Origin of the sequence: Pontibacter mucosus (assembly GCF_003054055.1) — a bacterium.
GTDB classification, from domain to species: domain Bacteria; phylum Bacteroidota; class Bacteroidia; order Cytophagales; family Hymenobacteraceae; genus Pontibacter; species Pontibacter mucosus.
The window spans coordinates 41,985-58,896 of the sequence record NZ_QBKI01000007.1 but is presented as its reverse complement, the minus strand read 5'-3'; the positions used below and the strand labels follow the sequence as shown (position 1 = coordinate 58,896).

The window sequence follows — 16,912 nt, the reverse complement described above, 5'->3', positions numbered from 1 at the left end:
CGTATAACAAGTAGGGCAGGCACATCTTTGCTTTGTTAACCTTAAAGATTACCATACATGAAGTATACGCTATACTTACTGGCATTAGCGGGGCTGCTGAGCTGCACCAACAGCGGCAATGTAAACTTTAGCCACACCCAGGAAATGCCCGGCTCGGACACCACTTTCCAGACTACCGACTACGACGCCATGTTTGGCGGCATAAAAACGGCGCAGTACACATTGGCTGCCCTGGTTAAAAAGGAGCCCAACCTATCTACGTTCGCAGTCATGATAGAGCAGGCCGACCTGGCAGCCGCCCTGGTTGAAGAGACTTCGCTCACGTTGTTTGCCCCAACCAACGAGGCATTTGCCAGCTGGCCCCAGGACTCGGTGAACATGCTGATGAAGCCGGAGCACCGCGCCCAGCTCATCAGGCTGCTGCAAGCCCACATGCTGCTGCGCCAGGCCGACGCCGCCAGCCTGAGCACCAACCCAAGTATAGAAACCAGCGGGGGCGAATATGCAGCTGTTACTGTGCAGGATGACACCGTTTCTATTGGCGGAGCCACTATCATGAAGGGGGATGTGAGAGCCTCTAACGGCACCCTGCATGTGGTGGATAAGGTTATCACCCCTGTGGAAAGCAGGCTGGAGCGCTATTAAGACACAACGGCGCCAGCCTTTTTTCTTGCCATCTGCCGTTAGAATAAAACCGTAACTATAGGTAATGCTTACCCGTTAATAGAAATCACGCCGGCAAGAGCACAAGCTAAGTAGTTGCCGGCCATACGTGAACCATTATAAAAAAATAAGAAAGCTATGGCAAACACAACTGATAGAGCGGGTATGATGACCGCTATGTTTAGAGACAGAGATAGCGCCGAGCGTGCCTATGACGAACTGCGCGCACGCGGCTATGATAAAGATGAGATTAACGTGGTGATGTCTGATGAAGGCAGAAAACGCCACTTCAGCGGAGAAACAAAAGGCGACTCCACAGAGCTTGGTAACAAGTCCCTGGAAGGAACAGGGGCAGGATCTGCCATAGGTGGTACCCTGGGAGCCATTGTTGGCGCAGTGGCTGCTATTGGTACTTCAGTGGCCATTCCGGGTCTTGGCCTTGTGGTGGCTGGTCCGTTGGCGGCTGGTCTGGCGGGTGCCGGTGCCGGCGGCTTAACAGGCGGCCTGATCGGTGCCCTGATTGGCGCGGGCATTCCGGAGGAGAGAGCCAAAGTTTATGAATCAGGTGTAAAAGAAGGCAATATCGTGCTGGGCTTTAAACCTCATAACCCCGAGGATGCCCGTTACTTCGAAACGCACTTCCAGAAGCATAGAGGAGAGCACATCTACTACTAGGCAGTAGATACAATAAAATAAACTGAGAGCGCCCGGTTGGTAATAACTTACCGCCGGGCGCTTTTTTTATGCCGTTTAAATAATTATATTCATAAATATATTATTATAGTTATAGTTACTTTAAAATACATATAGGCCTTGCCCCCGCACCAGAAACATAGTATTATTGAATATAAGTTGGATCAAAAAAAGTTCATGCGGCCTATTATATATACTATGGCATTGCATGATGCCGTTATAACATTGCAGCCTATTCTTATTTGAAGGAATAAAGAAACGTATTGGTCTCTTTTTGAAACCAGAATATCTATGACAGATTCACTGCACCCTTATGTATAAACTGAACCACATCCTGATCATAGACGACGATCAAATAAATAACCTGTTCTCTCAGATTATTCTGGAAGACGCCGACGTGAGCAGCATGGTGTCGGTCTGCCATAGCGTGCCCGAGGCGCTGGACTTTCTTCGTGCCGCCGAAGCTACAGGCGACACGGCCTTCCCGGACCTTATCCTGCTCGACATCAGCATGCCCTCCATGGACGGCTTTGATTTCCTGGACCGCTACTATGCCATGGGGTACAACGAGCGGCACCAGACGTTTATCTCCATGTTCACTTCCTCCGACGAGCAGGACTACCTGCAACGCGCCCGCCAGTATGAAGTGGTGGTTGGCTTTATCACCAAGCCGCTGTCCATCCCTACCCTTAACAACATACTTGCCCTGCAGGACAGCACCCGCGCAGAAAACAAATTGTCATAGTTTCGTATGCATTAAGGTATAACAAACTATATCTTAATATTTCCACGAACTATGAAAAACACGATTATAGCCATCTGGTGCGCGGCAGGCGCCTTGTTACTCGCCTCCTGCGACTCCGGAACTACAAACGAGCAGAACACGACTGAGGCCACCTCCGGCACTACTGCGGTAGCCAGTGCAGATACCACCCTGACAGACGACAAAAGGGAGCTGATGGAGTTTGCCGCCCAGAACAACCTACTGCAGGTGGAGCTTGGCAAATTAGCCATAGACCAGGGCACCAGCGATGCGGTAAAGGCCTACGGACGCAACCTGGTAGACTGGTATACCACCAAACAGAAAGAACTGAGCGAGCTGGCGCAACAGCATAACGTTTCGCTTCCGCAGCAAATGAATGAGGAGGGCACCAAGCACCTTTCGGAGCTCCGGGAAGCCAAGAACTTTAACGAGGAATACTGGGAGCAGCTAACCGATGCGCAGAAAAAAGCCATCGACGAGTTTGACAGTAAGGTGAAAGACATTGAGCAGTCAGACGCCACCGCTTTCTCGCTTTGGGCGCGCAACACCTTAAAAGAACTGCAGGCACAGTATGAGCAGGCCAGAGGCCGCGAGGTAGAGCTTAAAAACCGGGACAGCGGCATTCAGCCGTAACAGGAAAGTATAATTAGTCCTAAAAGCCCGGGCAGCAGTCTCTGCCCGGGCTTTTATACTTTAAAGCAGTTCCTTCAGTTTGTTCCAGGTATGCTGCGCCAGCAGCTTTTGCCCCTCCGCGTTGGGATGCACCCCGTCCGGCAGGTTCAGGAGGCGGTTCCCCGCCACCCCTTCCAGCAGGAAAGGAATAAAGTGAATGTTGTTCTTCAGGGCCAGCTCCCGGAACAACTTCCGGAACTCGGCCGCGTAGCGCCCCGGCACAATGTCCGGTATCTCCATTCCCGAAAGTATAACCTTCGCCTCCGGGTTCTTATGCAGCACCTTATCCAGAATTGCCTGCAGGTTCTGGCTTGTCTCACGCGCCGCAATGCCGCGTAAACCGTCGTTAGCCCCCAGGGCAAGTATAAATATGTCGATTGGTTCATGCAGCCAGCGCTCGATGCGGTGCACGCCGCCGGCGGTGGTGTCGCCGCTAAGGCCACCGTTCAGCACCTTGTAATCCGCATACCCCTCCTGCCGCAACTGCTCCTGAATAAGGCTGGGGTACGCCTGCGCAGCCGGCAATCCGTAGCCCGCCGTAAGGCTGTCCCCGAATATCAGTATATTTTTCATGAAGGTATTTCTAAAGTAAGTAGGGAGCCATGCCCGCGAGAAAGCCATCCCCTTTTCACTACGCTTCCCCCTCTGCGCCAGCAAGCCATACTTTCCGATACAAAACGTGGAGTTTCCTTGCACCCTGCACACTATACTTTCGCTTATACTCACTTTGCGTAAGCACTGCGCTTGTATACTTTTCCTCCTCAAACCCAGGCCCCGGTATATTTCTTTAAAACACCAGCGGAACTTCCTTGTTTTTAGGAGCGGGCAAGGCTTTGGCACAGGCTACCTGAAACGAAAAAACTTGGTTATCAGTTATAATATCAGGCACTTTGCCTCGTATGTAGTACATAAAAAGTAGCCACCTGCGCTTACTGCTATGATAAAATATTTTTTTCCCCTACATTACACTTTAAACCAAACTTAATCGCGCGAGCGGCATCACTTTTGCAATCTAACCTGTAGTTCAACTTATTAAATAGATGATATCATTGACAACCCGCTTTAAAATAATACTGTCAGTTCTCGCAGTTATCCTGCTGACCGGCTCTTTTATACTTTACAGAAACGGAAACAACCCGGATAGCAAAAACGAGATACTGATAAAAGCACTGATGCAGGGCCTTAACTCGGGGCACTATCAACCCGAGAAGGTAGACGACAGCTTCTCCAAGAAGGTGTTTAACCTGTACCTGCAGCGCCTGGACTACAACAAGAAGTTTCTGCTGGAGTCGGACGTGCAGCAACTGCGCCAGTATGAAACCGCCATCGACGATGAGCTGCGCCAGGGTTCTTTCAAGTTCTTCGACCTGTCGGCCGACCTGATAGAGCAGCGCATGAAGGAGTCGCAGGCTTACTACAAAGAGATCCTGGCTAAGCCCTTCGACTTTACGGTGGAGGAGCAGATAGAGCTGGATGGCGAGAAGCTGCCTTTTGCCAAGACCAAGGAGGAACTGAAGGAAGCCTGGCGCAAGCAGCTGAAGTACCAGACCCTCGTGCGCCTGGTAAGTATGCAGGAAGACCAGCAGAAGGCGCTGGAGAAAGATCCGAAGGCCAAGCAGAAAACATTTGAGGAGTTGGAGAAAGAGGCCCGCGAAAAAGTGAACAAGACCTACGAGGACCTGTACCAGCGCCTTGCCCAGATTAACCGTGATGACCGTCGCGCCACTTACATCAATGCCGTAACCAACGTGTATGACCCGCACACAGGCTACTTCCCGCCAAAAGCCAAAGCTGATTTCGACATCAACTTTACCGGCCGCCTGGAGGGTATTGGTGCCTCGCTGCAGGAAAAAGACGGACAGATACGCGTGATGGAAATTGTGCCGGGCAGCCCTTCGTACCTGCAGGGCGAGCTGAAGCCGGGTGACGCCATCCAGAAAGTGGCTCAGGGCGCTGAAGACCCCGTGCTGGTGGAAGGCATGCGCATCGACGACGCCATTCAGCTGATCCGCGGTAAGAAAGGCACGGAGGTACGCCTTACTGTTAAGAAGCCTGACGGCTCTACCAAGGTTATCCCGATTATCCGCGACGTGATTGTGTTTGAGGAGACTTACGCCCAGTCTGCCCTGATTGAGGACAAGGACAAGATCGGTTACATTAAGCTGCCAGGTTTCTATGCCGACTTTGAGAACAAAAACGGTCGCTTTAGCGGTGCCGATGTGAAGCAGGAAGTGGAAAAACTGAAAAGCGCAGGCATGAAAGGACTGATTCTGGACCTCCGTAACAATGGCGGTGGCTCGCTGGCCGATGCCGTGGAAATGGCTGGATTGTTTATTGAGCAAGGTCCGGTAGTACAGGTAAAAACTGCCTCCGGCAAAGCCGTTGTGCTTGACGACCGCGACACGCAGGTGCAGTATGGTGGCCCGCTGGTGATTATGGTAAACTCGAATAGTGCCTCTGCCTCCGAGATTCTTGCCGCCGCCATGCAGGACTACAAGCGCGCCGTAATTGTGGGTAGCCCAACTTTTGGCAAAGGCACCGTGCAGCAGTTCTTTGAGCTGGATGAGGCCCTGCCAGCCCAGTTTAACCCTTATAAGCCATTTGGAGCCCTTAAACTGACAACCCAGAAATTCTACCGCATCAACGGCGGCACCACGCAGCTGCGCGGTGTGATGCCGGATGTTAATCTTCCGGATGCCTATGCTTACCTGGAATTCGGGGAGAAGGAGCAGGACTACGCACTGCCTTTCGACGAGATTGCCCCTGCCAAGTATAAATCCTGGAACGGCGGTAAATTGAACGTGGCGCAGGTGAAGACAAACAGCCAGAAGCGCGTGGCTAAAAACGAGAGCTTCCAGCTGATTAAGCAGAGCGCCGAGCGCCTGAAGAAGCAGGCGGATAACACCACCCGCTCCCTGCAGATTGAAAAGTATAAAGCAGAGGAGAAAAAGGCTGAGGCAGAAGCCAAACGCCTGGAGGAGGCGCAGAAGCAACTGCCGGTGCTGAACGTGAAACGCCTACAGCAGGACCTGCAAGCCCTCGGCAGCGACACGGCTAAACTGGCACGCAACAAGGAGTTTATCAAGAGCCTCGAGCAGGATGTGTACCTGGAGGAGGCGGTTGCCATTATCCAGGAAGATCTGAAATAAGACAACCACACTTACAACAAGAACGCCAGCTATTGCAGATAGCTGGCGTTTTTTTATATCTTAAGCACCCAAACATCAACCGTATACTTATGCACACTAAAGCCATCTCTAACGTATGGTTACTGCTGCTTTTCCTGCTGCCGGCACTCCTAAACAGCTGCGCAACCAAGCCAGCCAAAGAAACGCCCACAGCAGCCGCCAGAGGCCTGATAACTGAGCAAGCCATGGTAGTATCCGCCCACCCCGACGCCTCGCGCATCGGCACCGAAATACTGCGCAAGGGCGGCAATGCCTACGATGCAGCCATCGCAACACAGTTTGCGCTTGCCGTGGCCTTTCCGGAGGCAGGGAACATTGGCGGCGGCGGCTTTATGGTGGCCAGAAGTGCCAGCGGCGAAGTAGCCACCCTCGACTTCAGGGAGACAGCGCCGGCAGCAGCCTCTGAGACCATGTACCAGGACAGCCTTGGCAATGTGGTGGAGGGCCTGAGCACCAGAGGGCACCTGGCGGCGGGCGTTCCGGGTTCGGTGGATGGCATGGTGAAGATACACGAGAAGTATGGTTCGTTGCCTTGGGCGGAACTGGTGCAGCCAGCCGTAGACCTGGCGCGTAACGGCGTGGTACTGACGGCGCGGGAAGCCAGAGGCCTGAACAACACGAAAGAGGCGTTTCTCAAAAACAACAAGCACCTCCCCTACCTGGTGCGTGAGCAGGAGTGGAAGGCCGGAGACACCCTCCGTCACCCTGAGCTGGCCCGTACGCTGGAGCGTATCCGCGACAAGGGCCGTGAGGGCTTCTACGCCGGCGAAACAGCCGATTTAATCGTGAAAGAGATGCAGCGCGGGAATGGTATCATGACTCACCAGGACCTGGCTAGTTATACTTCTGTTTGGCGCAAGCCCGTGATTGGGAATTACAAAGGCTATAAAGTTATCTCGATAGGCCCGCCGTCGAGCGGTGGTGTGGCCCTGATGCAGTTGCTGAAAATGGTGGAGCCTTATGACCTCAGAAAGTATGGCTGGCAGAGCACGGAAACTATTCAAATCATGACGGAAGCCGAGCGCCGCGTATACGCCGACCGTGCCACTTACCTCGGCGACCCGGACTTTGTGCACGTGCCGGTAGAGGAGCTACTGGATGAGGATTACCTGAAAAACCGCATGAGCACCATGACACTGGCACAGGCCACCCCTTCTTCCGAAGTAAAAGCCGGTCAGGTGCCCGTGTTTGAAAGCGAGGAGACAACCCACTTCAGCATCGTGGATCCGGCCGGGAACGCTGTCTCCATCACCACCACCATTAATGGCAGCTACGGCTCCTATGTGGTGGTGGAAGGGGCGGGATTTCTGCTCAACAACGAAATGGACGATTTCAGCTCAAAGCCCGGCGTACCGAACATGTACGGTCTGGTGGGCGGCAAAGCCAACGCCATCGAGCCCAACAAGCGCATGCTTAGCGCCATGACGCCCACCATCCTGGAGAAAGACGGTAAATTGTTTATGGTCGTGGGTACCCCCGGAGGGTCTACCATCATCACCTCCATCTTCCAGACCATCCTGAACGTGCTGGAGCACGACATGACCATGCAGCAGGCCGTGGCCGCACCCCGTTTCCACCACCAGTGGCTACCCGACGAGATACAGCATACCGCCGACGCCATACCCGCTGAGGTACGCGCTGCCTTGCAAAGCAAAGGCTATACGTTAAAACAGCGCGGGCAGTATGGCCGCGTGGACGCCATACTGGTGCTGCCTGATGGGAAGTTGGAGGGTGGTGCCGATCCGCGTGGCGACGATGTGGCAGCCGGTTTCTAAACTATACTTTCGGCCTGCTTCCGCTTCTGGATAAAGCCGGCCACATACACACCCACAGCGGCTAAGCCCGTTAAAGTCATAAGCCCGAAGACACTGGCCCTGCGCCGGAGTACTTCGGGCTTAAATTTTTGCTTCGCCTCCTGCGACGGCGCAATGGCTTTGGACAAAAGTATACCTGTCATCACGCTCAGCAGCGAGGTGGCCCCTACCGCCGCGTGCGCCACGTTCTGGTTGCCTGCTTTTATACCTGAGCTGAGCAGCAGCAAGGCGCCGCCGGTTAGCGGCGGTATAAGCGCCGTTTTCGGCCTGTTATCGTTCAGAAAATAACTGGTCAGGCCCGCTCCTATCAATACAGCGGCGTGTGTGTTGTTGGCTATGTCTGGTCTGTCTATGATGTTCATCTGAAGTATAAATTTTATACTTTGTTTACCGCCAACAGCCCTGCTTGGTTATACTTTCTGACACCAGAACCTTCCTTTCCCACGGTAGCCAAAGCTGCTAAAATACTTTTTGGGAGACCTCTAAACAGCACGTGCGCTGCACCTTATTTTATACTTCGCTCCGTCTGAAATAAAAATCAAAATATCAATTACAACAACTTGATTTTCAGTGCTTTATACTTAACAGAATGCATGCATTTTCCTGCTTTTTTGCAACTGATAAAGCCTCCGGATTGTTCTGTATACATGAAAGAGAGAGATGAAGAAAACGTGCTTTCCCTCTATCCTGAGGAGGCACAAAACACCGATAAACTATCGCAGAAATCTATACCTGCACAGGTGTTTCTGAATTACTTTTTTGCGATAAACTACCACATTCAAAACTCCGGCACCACGGCGCCGGGGCAACTGCCCATCCTGCATGAGCAGCGGCCGGAGCTGACCGATCAGGATTTGGAGGCGATAAAGAAATTACTGTTGAACAGCTGGAGCACCGAGTATGCGCTGCGGGCCACTGCCGAGCTGGGCGATGAGGAGTATATGCGCAATGCGCTGCACTGGACGTTCCCGCAGGCCTATTACGCCGTATACGCCGGCCTGCAGGCTTTCCTTTATACTCGTGGCCTCAGAACAAATAACGAGGGTTGGGTGCTGCGCGAGGCCGGTCGGCTGGTGGTGAAGAACGCCTATCCGCGGGCCATTGGCTTTTACGCCTCCGGCCATTACGATGATTTTAACGTGCACCGTCTGCCCCTGGCGCACTACAAACCCGGGTTGCAGATAGCGGGCAAGGAACTGGAGGCGCAGTCGCAGATAGGCCAGTTTTTACGTACCACGCGCCGCATGAAGGCCAAAGCCGTGCGACAGGCGGTGCAGGCTAACCTGGCTACGGCAATCCGCAGCAGCAAGACAGGCGATGTGTTGCAGAAATTCGGTCCGCAGCACTGGCAGCAGCTCACCTGGCGCATGGGCTATACCACGGTGTTCGACCTGATGGCACGCCTGCGCATTTCGAGCACGCACCGCGAGATCGCGCGTTTTGTGCAGGCCGAGATCGATTTTAAACTGTTCCACGAGTCGCTGCTGCAGATTGTGGGCTACCTGAACGGCATTCATGAGTGTTTTGTGGCTCAGGCCATGGGCTTACAGAAGTATGAGGAGTACGTACAGGAGCTGCCGGCCTACCTGCAACGTTCGTTTGTAGAGGCAAGGCTGCAGCAACAGATTAAACCGCTGCTTGGCAAGGAAGATTTCAATCTGGGCCAGGCTGCCTAAGTTATACTTTCCTTCTTTCTTTAAACTCCTGCAGGTGTATACTTGCAGGAGTTTTTCTTTAACCAGTGATGAAGGGGGTTTAACAGAAACTCATAATTTTATACTTTCTGTAAGGCTGCCTTACTTTAGAAGCTGGTCTCCTTCACAACACTGAAATTCATACTTCTTTATACTTCAGCAAGAGCGCTGTAGCATCATCACCTCTCAGTACACACCTAAAACAAGAACACGCTAATCATATAAATCTGTCAAATCACTTTAAATCACTGGTCCCTCTTTAAAAGCTGCCGATTATTTCCGAATTTTGCAGCTTGATTTTTAGACATCACTTATAGTATAAATCGCATGCAACTGAGCGAACAGGAATTGCGCCGCCGCCATGAGCGCGAAGAGCTGGAGAAAATGGGCATCAACCCGTATCCATCTGAGACATTTGAAGTTACGGCAACAGCCAAGGAGATAAAGGAGAACTACGATAAGGAGAAGAACAACTACCAGGAAGTAACGCTGGCTGGCCGCCTGATGAGCCGCCGCATTATGGGCAAGGCCTCCTTTGCCGAGCTGATGGACAGCACGGGCCGTATCCAGATCTATGTTTCCCGCGACGACATTGCGCCAGGCGAGAACAAGGACCTGTACAACACGGTGTTCAAGAAAATGCTCGACATCGGCGACTTTATCGGCGTGAAAGGCTATGCTTTCATAACGCAGGTGGGCGAGATCTCCGTGCACGTAACCGAACTGACGGTGCTGGCCAAATCGCTGCGCCCGCTGCCGATTGTAAAGCGCGAGATCGACGAGAATGGCAACGAGATTGTGCACGACGGCTTCACCGACCCGGAGCTGCGTTACCGCCAGCGCTACGTAGACCTGATCGTAAACCCGCACGTGCGCGAGACTTTCAAGAAGCGTACGCAGCTGGTTAGCACCATGCGCAACTTCCTGTCTGAGAAAGGCTACCTGGAGGTGGAAACCCCTATCCTGCAGCCTATCCACGGTGGCGCGGCGGCCCGTCCGTTTAAAACGCACCACAACACGCTGGACATGACGCTGTACCTGCGCATTGCCAACGAGCTATACTTAAAGCGCCTGATTGTGGGTGGTTTTGACGGCGTGTTCGAATTTGCCAAAGACTTCCGCAACGAGGGCATGAGCCGCTTCCACAACCCGGAGTTTACGGTGATGGAGCTTTACGTGACCTACAAAGACTACAACTGGATGATGGAGCTGGTGGAGGAAATGGTGGAGAAAGTAGCCCTTGCCCTGCACGGTAAAACGGAAGTACAGGTAGGTGAGAACGTGATCAACTTTGCCCGCCCCTGGAAGCGTTATACTATGTTCGAGGCCATCGAGCACTTCACCAAGATCGACATCTCCAACATGGAGGAGGCCGAACTGCGCCAGACAGCCGAGAAACTGGGCATCCGCACCGACTCTACCATGGGCAAGGCCAAACTCATCGATGAAATCTTCGGCGAAACAACGGAGCCATACCTGATCCAGCCAACCTTCATCACCGATTACCCGGTGGAGATGAGTCCGCTGGCCAAGAAACACCGCAGCAAGCCAGGCCTGGTGGAGCGCTTTGAGGCCATCTGTAATGGCAAGGAAATCTGCAACGCCTTCTCCGAGCTGAACGACCCGGTGGATCAGCGTGCCCGCTTTGAGGAGCAGCTGGAGCTTGCCCGCCGCGGCGACGTGGAGGCCATGGCCCTGGACGAGGACTTCCTGCGCGCCCTGGAGTACGGCATGCCGCCAACCGCAGGCCTGGGTGTGGGCATCGACCGACTGACGATGATCATGACCAACTCCAACTCCATTCAGGATGTGTTGTTCTTCCCGCAGATGAAGCCGGAGAAACACGATAAGAAAGAAGAAGAGCAGCAGTAACCCTGACTCTTATTCGTAAAAAGCGGCCTGCTAAAGTATAGCAGGCCGCTTTTGTTTTATACTTTCCTATCCATTCTCTACATAGCTGGTGGGATATCGTTCGGATTACGTGTGCTACCTGTATCCTCATAAGGGCTTCTCTTCGTGTTACCACTAGTTTGGTTGCCTGTCTTCAGTTTGCTTGTCCAGTCAGTTACTTTGTCTTTGGTGGTAGCATAGCTTTTGTTAACCTGGCTCCCCAGCTTCGTGGCCTGATCGGATACTTTTCTGCGCATCGTGGTGCCTTTATTGGGTGCCAGTAAAACGCCAGCCAATGCACCGGCGGCGGCACCAGCCAGCAAGCCAAGGGCTACCGCACCACTGCCTCCGCTGCTATTTTTCCCTTTGCTTTTTTTATGTTCCGGGCTGTGCTGCCTGATCTGTCGTACAGACTCCTGTGTCGTATAATTTGATTTGTTCTCTCCAAGCGAGCGGCATTCCATGTGCGTTCTCATAGCTGATTCTGATTTATTTAAACATAAAAGCCTTCCTCAGAAGGCAAAACCATACCTACCTTAACGCAAGCAGGCTGTTATAGGTTAGCGCAAACAAAAACGCCTGCTCTTTTCAGAACAGGCGTTTCTGCGGGCATGGCCTCAACCTCCTCAGCGAGCCTGGCTCAAAGCCACAGCTCAGGTTAGGGCGCTATCCCTAAAAAGACAGGCTTCTACTTATACGTTTCCGCCTGTAGTGCCGGTAGTGGTGCCTGAGCCTCCTGTAGTAGAGGAGCCACCAGAGCTTGTTTGGCTACCCGTAGAGGAAGATGTGCCGCCTGTTGCAGTGGAACCAGTGCTAGCGCTCTTGTTAGCTCCAGTGTTGTCACCTGCTGCGCTGCTACCTTCGCCCGACTTGCCGAACTTTTCGCTGCTCATCTTCTTAATCTCGTCCAGGCCATCCTGAAGGTTCTTCTCCAGGTCTTTGCTCATTTTGCCAGCCCATTTCTTGATGCTGCTACGGGTAACCTCGCCTGTGTCAGGAGCCATCAGCAAACCTGCTATCACACCTGCACTGGCACCAGCCAGCATGGCCAGCAAAACTTTTCCGCTATTGTCTTTCATAGTCGTTTATGTTAATAATCTATTTAAAATCAACTTAACCAGTATAATAACGGCTTATACAGCATTAAGTTATATATATACTATTAGATTCTATTATAGTTACTCAAAAATCCTGAAAAATTTTTACTAGAAACTCAGGCCGGTGCCTTACCAGCTAAAGTTCATGTCGGAGAGCATGCGCTTTATCTCGTCGCGCGTTTTGCCCATTCTGGCCTGCAGCCTGTCCAACAGCTCATGCTCGCGGCCCTTGTCGTAGCGGAGATCCTCTTCTGTCAGTTCACCGTAGTTCTGCTTCATCTGGCGCTTCACGTCCTCCCAGGAGCCGTGCATCACCAGGTCGTACTCCTCCTGCGGCTTGGTGCCGGTGGACTTTCCGCCTCCCTTCAGGCTCGAGGTCCATCGCTTCACGTTGCTGTTTACTTCGTCGCTGGCGCGGTTTAGCTGGCGCATCAGCTCTTCCCGGGTATCACGCCCGTTTTTAGGAGCCAGCAGCACACCCGCCGCTACGCCCAATCCGATACCCGCCAGGGTAGCCACCAGTATTTTATCGCTGTCTTTATCGATCTGATTCATAGTTCTCATTTTTTGCATTCGTTAAGTGGAAGTATACGCTTTAAACAGATCATACCAAAAGACAGGCTGCATCCGTTTAAATTTCTATATTTTTGTAATTGCAGATACATACGGGCAGCGCTGATACAGGTTGATACTGAAGCCCCTTTCTGCCATATACGTAGATATTTTTAACCAAACCTAAACTATGAAAAAAGTAATTGCTGCCTCTGCGCTGCTGTTTGCCGCCGCCCTGGCCTCCTGCGTTAACAACAAGGCCCCGGACGCCTCCGCCGCCTGCATCGACCCTGCCAAAATTAACCCCGACGCCATGTGCACCATGCAGTACGACCCGGTGTGCGGTTGCGACGGCAAAACCTACGGCAACGCCTGCGTGGCCGACAATGCCGGCGTTACCTCGTATACAAAAGGTGCCTGCGAAGACAAGCAGTAGGCCATACCTTTAATGCCTGATCCTATGAGCGAGAAGAAGTACTTTAAACAAACCAAGCCCTTCCGGGTGCCCACTACCGACGGCAAGCTGATCGAAGAGCATTTCGGCAACGCCTCTACCCACACCAACACCTTCAGTGTGGCACACATGGTGGCGCCACCGCATTGGGGAGAGCCGCACCAGACGCCGGAGTTCGATGAGATCACCATCGTGACGAAGGGGAAAAAGGAGATAGAGATAGATGGCGAAAAGGTGGAGGTAAACGCCGGAGAGTCTATCCTGATAAAGGCGGGCGCCCGTATCCGCTATACCAACCCCTACGACCATGAAACCGAATACTGGTCCATCTGCATCCCGGCCTTCGACTTCAACGCCGTGCACCGCGAGGAAAGTTGATGGGGAAATGTGAAGATTTGGAAATTTGAAGATGTGAGGATGTTCACGAAAGTATAACCCTCGCTCGCGTCCCGCGAGTGTGAGGCATCTGGTGGCGTCCCGGCACGTTGTGTAAGAGTTTTATACCTTAGCACCCAAGTTGCGTTTGCTATTTAGGTGAAGGTGTAAACCCACCCCCGCCCCTCCAAGGAGGGGAATTCCTGTAACAGCAATCTGCTTTCCCTCTTGGTAGGTGTGTTGCTTTTGAAGTATAATATGGCCAGAGGCCAGCTCGTAGCGCACACTCGCGGGACGCGAGCGAGAGCAAGGTACCTTGTTTCCAAGTATAGATAGACTATTAAACAAAAGCCCCCAGCCATACTTTGGCAGGGGGCTTTTATACTTTAAGATGTGCAGATTCTTTTCAAATCCTCACATCTTCAAAATTTTAGATTACTTGCTGATCATGTCTACGATGTCCTCGGAGATACCCATGCTGCTGAAGCCACCGTCGTGCATCAGGTTCTGCATGGTTACCATGCGGGTCAGGTCAGAGAACAGGGAGATAGTATAATTGGCGCAGTCCTCGGCAGAGGCGTTGCCCAGCGGCGACATCTTATCGGCATAGTCGTAGAAGGCATCGAAGCCGCCCACACCGGTACCGGCCGTGGTTTTAGTCGGAGACTGAGAAATCGTGTTAACGCGCACGTTCTTCATTCTGCCCAGGCGGTAGCCATAGTTGCGAGCAATAGACTCCAGCAGCGCCTTCGCATGCGACATGTCGGTATAATCCGGGAACACACGCTGTGCGGCGATGTAGGAAAGCGCCACCACAGAGCCCCACTCGTTCAGGGCGTCCTGCTTCTCGGCCACATGCATTATCTTGTGGAAAGACAGTCCCGAAATGTCCAGCGTTTTCTGGAACCACTCGTAGTTCAGGTCGCCGTAAGACTTGCCCTTGCGGATGTTCGGGCTTGAGCCGATGGAGTGAAGTATAAAGTCGATTTTGCCGCCCAGGATTTCCTGCGCCTTTGTGAACAGGTTCTCCAGATCCTCTACAGACGTGGCGTCGGCCGGGATGATCTGCGCGTTGCACTGCTCTGCCAGCTTGTTGATCTCGCCCATGCGCATGGCGATTGGGGCATTTGTCAGCACAAACTCCGCACCCTCCTCTTTCGCGCGTACGGCCACTTTCCAGGCGATTGATTTCTCGTCCAGGGCACCAAAAATAATTCCTTTCTTTCCTTTAAGCAGATTGTTGGCCATCTCTATAGTTGTTTATTGCTATTTTTCGCGTTTATAAATACAAAATTATCAGACAGTATAAACGAAGCAGCAATATAGCAATTCCTGTCTACAAGGACAGCAACTCTTTTGCACTTTGATAGGCATTATCGCTTGGGTTGGCACCGGCAATCATGTGGGCTATCTCATTGATGCGCTCCTCATCGTTAAGCTTCTTGATCCGGCTGATGGTGCGGTCCTCGGTGTCGTGCTTGTAGACGAAGTAATGCGAGTCGCCTTGCGCGGCAATCTGCGGCAGGTGCGAGATGGCAATGATCTGGTGCTTCTGCGCCATCTGCTGCATCATCTTGCCCACTTTCACGGCCACCTCCCCGGAAATACCCGTGTCAATCTCGTCGAACACGATGGTTGGCAGTGCGGTTTTATCGGCCAGCATATACTTTATACTTAGCATCAGGCGCGAGAACTCACCACCTGAGGCAGCTTTGATAAGTGTTTGCGGCTGCGCCCCTTTGTTGGCGCTGAAGAGAATGCTGATGTCGTCGGTGCCGGTGGCAGAAGGCGCAACCGCGTTGTGCTGAATCACGATGCGGGCATTCGGCATGCCCAGCTCGGCCAGCAAAGTATAAAGTTCCTTCTCAAACGTTGCGAAAGAGGCCTTGCGGCGCTCTGAAAGTATGGCGGCCTTCTCCAGCACCTCTTTCTCAGCCTCCTTCATGGCTTTCTCGGTGTTGGTGATGGCGGTATCCAGGTTCAGCACACTGCCTACCTTCTCTTCCAGCTCCCGCTGCAACTGCAACAACTCGGCATTGGTCTGTACCTGGTGCTTGCGCTGCAAGGTATAAATCAGGTTCAGCCGCTCCTGCACCTCCAGCGTGCGCTGCGGGTCGGCCTCGGTGTTGCGCTCGGCATCTTCCAGCTCCCCGGAAATATCGCTGAGCTCGATCATGCAGCTCTCGGCGCGGCTGCGCAACTCCTCATACTTGCTGGAGAAGCTTGCCAACTGCCCCAAGGTATGCACCGTGTCCTTCAGGGCGGAGGTGATGTTGAACTCTGAGTCGGTGAGGCTTTGCACGGCCTGCGTCAGCTTGAGCTTGATGTCCTCAGCGTTCTCCAGCTGCTTGAGTTCTTCCTCCAATTCCTCCTGCTCATTTTCCTGCAGGCCGGCTTCTTCCAATTCGTTGAGTAAAAAGGCATGGTAATCATGCTCCTTCTGCGCTTGCGCCAGCTGGTCGGTTAACTTTTTATAATCGCTTTCTAGCTTTTTGTAGGTACGGTAGCTCTGGTTGTAGGCGTGCAGGTACGAGAGATTGCCGGCGTAGATATCGAAGGTCGTGTTGCCCATCGCCGCCGTGTTGCCCGCGTAAATATCCAGGATGTTGAGCTGATAGCTTGTGTCGCCGAGTTGCAGGGTGTCGTGCTGCGAGTGGATGTCCATCAGGTTTTCGCCTATCTTACGCAGCACGTCCAGCGTCACAGGCGTGTCGTTCACAAAGGCACGGCTCTTGCCGCTCGGGCTGATCTCACGGCGCAGGATGCACTGGTTATCAAAGTCGAGATCTTCTTTAGTGAACAGCTCCTGCAGGTTATAGCTAGAGATATCAAACACGCCCTCAATCACGCATTTTTCCCCTTGGTTAAAGAGCAGCTTGGTATCGGCGCGGTTGCCCAGCAAAAGGCCAATGGCCCCCAGCATAATCGATTTACCGGCACCTGTCTCACCCGTGATGATGTTGAGCAGCGGCGAGGGGTTCATCTCGAGCTTCTCGATCAGGGCGTAATTCTTTATTTTAAGATCTATCAGCATATACTATGGACGCAAGACTATAG

At 52.8% G+C, this 16,912-nt stretch carries 17 protein-coding genes; 10 read left to right on the top strand and 7 right to left on the bottom strand.

Translation table 11 applies throughout. From position 1 onward, the window contains the following. The first annotated feature begins 57 nt into the window (after positions 1-57). The 4 genes from C8N40_RS14275 to C8N40_RS14260 all read left to right on the top strand — a co-directional run bounded on the left by C8N40_RS14275 (position 58) and on the right by C8N40_RS14260 (position 2,752). Complete coding sequence (locus C8N40_RS14275) at positions 58-645, top strand: fasciclin domain-containing protein (RefSeq protein ID WP_108212455.1); 588 nt, start codon at positions 58-60, stop codon at positions 643-645. Between the two features lie 156 nt (positions 646-801). Next, complete coding sequence (locus C8N40_RS14270; RefSeq protein WP_108212454.1) at positions 802-1,338, top strand: hypothetical protein; 537 nt, start codon at positions 802-804, stop codon at positions 1,336-1,338. A gap of 331 nt (positions 1,339-1,669) precedes the next feature. Then, the gene (locus tag C8N40_RS14265) at positions 1,670-2,101 is read left to right on the top strand and encodes a response regulator (RefSeq protein WP_108212453.1); all 432 of its coding nucleotides are present in this window, start codon (positions 1,670-1,672) and stop codon (positions 2,099-2,101) included. 51 nt (positions 2,102-2,152) lie between these two features. After that, positions 2,153-2,752 carry a DUF4142 domain-containing protein gene (locus C8N40_RS14260; protein ID WP_108212452.1) on the top strand — a complete coding sequence of 200 codons (600 nt, stop codon included), beginning with the start codon at positions 2,153-2,155 and terminating at the stop codon, positions 2,750-2,752. A 60-nt stretch (positions 2,753-2,812) separates the two neighbouring features. On the opposite strand, the gene C8N40_RS14255 is transcribed toward C8N40_RS14260, so the two are convergent. Further along, entirely contained in the window at positions 2,813-3,364 is a 552-nt protein-coding gene (locus C8N40_RS14255) for an arylesterase (protein ID WP_108212451.1), read from the bottom strand. A gap of 467 nt (positions 3,365-3,831) precedes the next feature. On the opposite strand from C8N40_RS14255, the gene C8N40_RS14250 reads away from it, so the two are divergent. Further along, the gene (locus C8N40_RS14250) at positions 3,832-5,940 is read left to right on the top strand and encodes a carboxy terminal-processing peptidase (RefSeq protein ID WP_108212450.1); all 2,109 of its coding nucleotides are present in this window, start codon (positions 3,832-3,834) and stop codon (positions 5,938-5,940) included. 89 nt (positions 5,941-6,029) lie between these two features. Next, positions 6,030-7,754, top strand: a complete 1,725-nt coding sequence (gene ggt, locus C8N40_RS14245; protein WP_108212449.1) for a gamma-glutamyltransferase — start codon at positions 6,030-6,032, stop codon at positions 7,752-7,754. Here ggt and C8N40_RS14240 read toward each other — a convergent pair. Next, the gene (locus C8N40_RS14240; protein ID WP_245905129.1) at positions 7,751-8,155 is read right to left on the bottom strand and encodes a hypothetical protein; all 405 of its coding nucleotides are present in this window, start codon (positions 8,153-8,155) and stop codon (positions 7,751-7,753) included. The genes ggt and C8N40_RS14240 overlap by 4 nt on opposite strands. A 285-nt stretch (positions 8,156-8,440) precedes the next feature. On the opposite strand from C8N40_RS14240, the gene C8N40_RS14235 reads away from it, so the two are divergent. Together C8N40_RS14235 and lysS are read left to right on the top strand one after the other, a co-directional pair. Further along, on the top strand, positions 8,441-9,469 hold the full coding sequence (locus C8N40_RS14235; protein WP_108212702.1) for a hypothetical protein: 1,029 nt from the start codon (positions 8,441-8,443) through the stop codon (positions 9,467-9,469). 345 nt (positions 9,470-9,814) lie between these two features. After that, the gene (gene lysS, locus C8N40_RS14230) at positions 9,815-11,359 is read left to right on the top strand and encodes a lysine--tRNA ligase (RefSeq protein WP_108212448.1); all 1,545 of its coding nucleotides are present in this window, start codon (positions 9,815-9,817) and stop codon (positions 11,357-11,359) included. 77 nt (positions 11,360-11,436) lie between these two features. Here the strand turns inward: lysS and C8N40_RS14225 are convergent, their stop codons facing one another. The 3 genes from C8N40_RS14225 to C8N40_RS14215 all read right to left on the bottom strand — a co-directional run bounded on the left by C8N40_RS14225 (position 11,437) and on the right by C8N40_RS14215 (position 13,029). Further along, on the bottom strand, positions 11,437-11,853 hold the full coding sequence (locus tag C8N40_RS14225) for a YtxH domain-containing protein (protein ID WP_108212447.1): 417 nt from the start codon (positions 11,851-11,853) through the stop codon (positions 11,437-11,439). Between the two features lie 216 nt (positions 11,854-12,069). Beyond that, complete coding sequence (locus C8N40_RS14220; protein WP_108212446.1) at positions 12,070-12,456, bottom strand: YtxH domain-containing protein; 387 nt, start codon at positions 12,454-12,456, stop codon at positions 12,070-12,072. Positions 12,457-12,603: 147 nt separating this feature from the next. Beyond that, entirely contained in the window at positions 12,604-13,029 is a 426-nt protein-coding gene (locus C8N40_RS14215; protein WP_108212445.1) for a YtxH domain-containing protein, read from the bottom strand. 187 nt (positions 13,030-13,216) lie between these two features. Here C8N40_RS14215 and C8N40_RS14210 point away from each other — a divergent pair, with 187 nt between their 5' ends. Further along, a complete protein-coding gene (locus tag C8N40_RS14210; RefSeq protein WP_108212444.1) occupies positions 13,217-13,462 on the top strand; it encodes a Kazal-type serine protease inhibitor family protein in 246 nt (81 codons plus the stop codon). Between the two features lie 24 nt (positions 13,463-13,486). Further along, entirely contained in the window at positions 13,487-13,858 is a 372-nt protein-coding gene (locus C8N40_RS14205; RefSeq protein ID WP_108212443.1) for a cupin domain-containing protein, read from the top strand. Between the two features lie 432 nt (positions 13,859-14,290). Here the strand turns inward: C8N40_RS14205 and C8N40_RS14200 are convergent, their stop codons facing one another. Both C8N40_RS14200 and recN read right to left on the bottom strand, forming a co-directional pair. Beyond that, positions 14,291-15,103, bottom strand: coding sequence for an enoyl-ACP reductase FabI (locus C8N40_RS14200; protein WP_108212442.1), 813 nt, complete (start codon positions 15,101-15,103; stop codon positions 14,291-14,293). Between the two features lie 88 nt (positions 15,104-15,191). Then, positions 15,192-16,889 carry a DNA repair protein RecN gene (recN, locus tag C8N40_RS14195; RefSeq protein ID WP_108212441.1) on the bottom strand — a complete coding sequence of 566 codons (1,698 nt, stop codon included), beginning with the start codon at positions 16,887-16,889 and terminating at the stop codon, positions 15,192-15,194. Positions 16,890-16,912: the final 23 nt, after the last annotated feature.

Excerpts from the sequence above, each read along its gene's own strand:
- C8N40_RS14275 (WP_108212455.1), top strand. The coding sequence starts at position 58 with ATGAAGTATACGCTATACTTACTGGCATTAGCGGGGCTGCTGAGCTGC.
- C8N40_RS14270 (WP_108212454.1), top strand. The coding sequence starts at position 802 with ATGGCAAACACAACTGATAGAGCGGGTATGATGACCGCTATGTTTAGA.
- C8N40_RS14265 (WP_108212453.1), top strand. The coding sequence starts at position 1,670 with ATGTATAAACTGAACCACATCCTGATCATAGACGACGATCAAATAAAT.
- C8N40_RS14260 (WP_108212452.1), top strand. The coding sequence starts at position 2,153 with ATGAAAAACACGATTATAGCCATCTGGTGCGCGGCAGGCGCCTTGTTA.
- C8N40_RS14255 (WP_108212451.1), bottom strand. The coding sequence starts at position 3,364 with ATGAAAAATATACTGATATTCGGGGACAGCCTTACGGCGGGCTACGGA.
- C8N40_RS14250 (WP_108212450.1), top strand. The coding sequence starts at position 3,832 with ATGATATCATTGACAACCCGCTTTAAAATAATACTGTCAGTTCTCGCA.
- ggt (WP_108212449.1), top strand. The coding sequence starts at position 6,030 with ATGCACACTAAAGCCATCTCTAACGTATGGTTACTGCTGCTTTTCCTG.
- C8N40_RS14240 (WP_245905129.1), bottom strand. The coding sequence starts at position 8,155 with ATGAACATCATAGACAGACCAGACATAGCCAACAACACACACGCCGCT.
- C8N40_RS14235 (WP_108212702.1), top strand. The coding sequence starts at position 8,441 with ATGAAAGAGAGAGATGAAGAAAACGTGCTTTCCCTCTATCCTGAGGAG.
- lysS (WP_108212448.1), top strand. The coding sequence starts at position 9,815 with ATGCAACTGAGCGAACAGGAATTGCGCCGCCGCCATGAGCGCGAAGAG.
- C8N40_RS14225 (WP_108212447.1), bottom strand. The coding sequence starts at position 11,853 with ATGAGAACGCACATGGAATGCCGCTCGCTTGGAGAGAACAAATCAAAT.
- C8N40_RS14220 (WP_108212446.1), bottom strand. The coding sequence starts at position 12,456 with ATGAAAGACAATAGCGGAAAAGTTTTGCTGGCCATGCTGGCTGGTGCC.
- C8N40_RS14215 (WP_108212445.1), bottom strand. The coding sequence starts at position 13,029 with ATGAATCAGATCGATAAAGACAGCGATAAAATACTGGTGGCTACCCTG.
- C8N40_RS14210 (WP_108212444.1), top strand. The coding sequence starts at position 13,217 with ATGAAAAAAGTAATTGCTGCCTCTGCGCTGCTGTTTGCCGCCGCCCTG.
- C8N40_RS14205 (WP_108212443.1), top strand. The coding sequence starts at position 13,487 with ATGAGCGAGAAGAAGTACTTTAAACAAACCAAGCCCTTCCGGGTGCCC.
- C8N40_RS14200 (WP_108212442.1), bottom strand. The coding sequence starts at position 15,103 with ATGGCCAACAATCTGCTTAAAGGAAAGAAAGGAATTATTTTTGGTGCC.
- recN (WP_108212441.1), bottom strand. The coding sequence starts at position 16,889 with ATGCTGATAGATCTTAAAATAAAGAATTACGCCCTGATCGAGAAGCTC.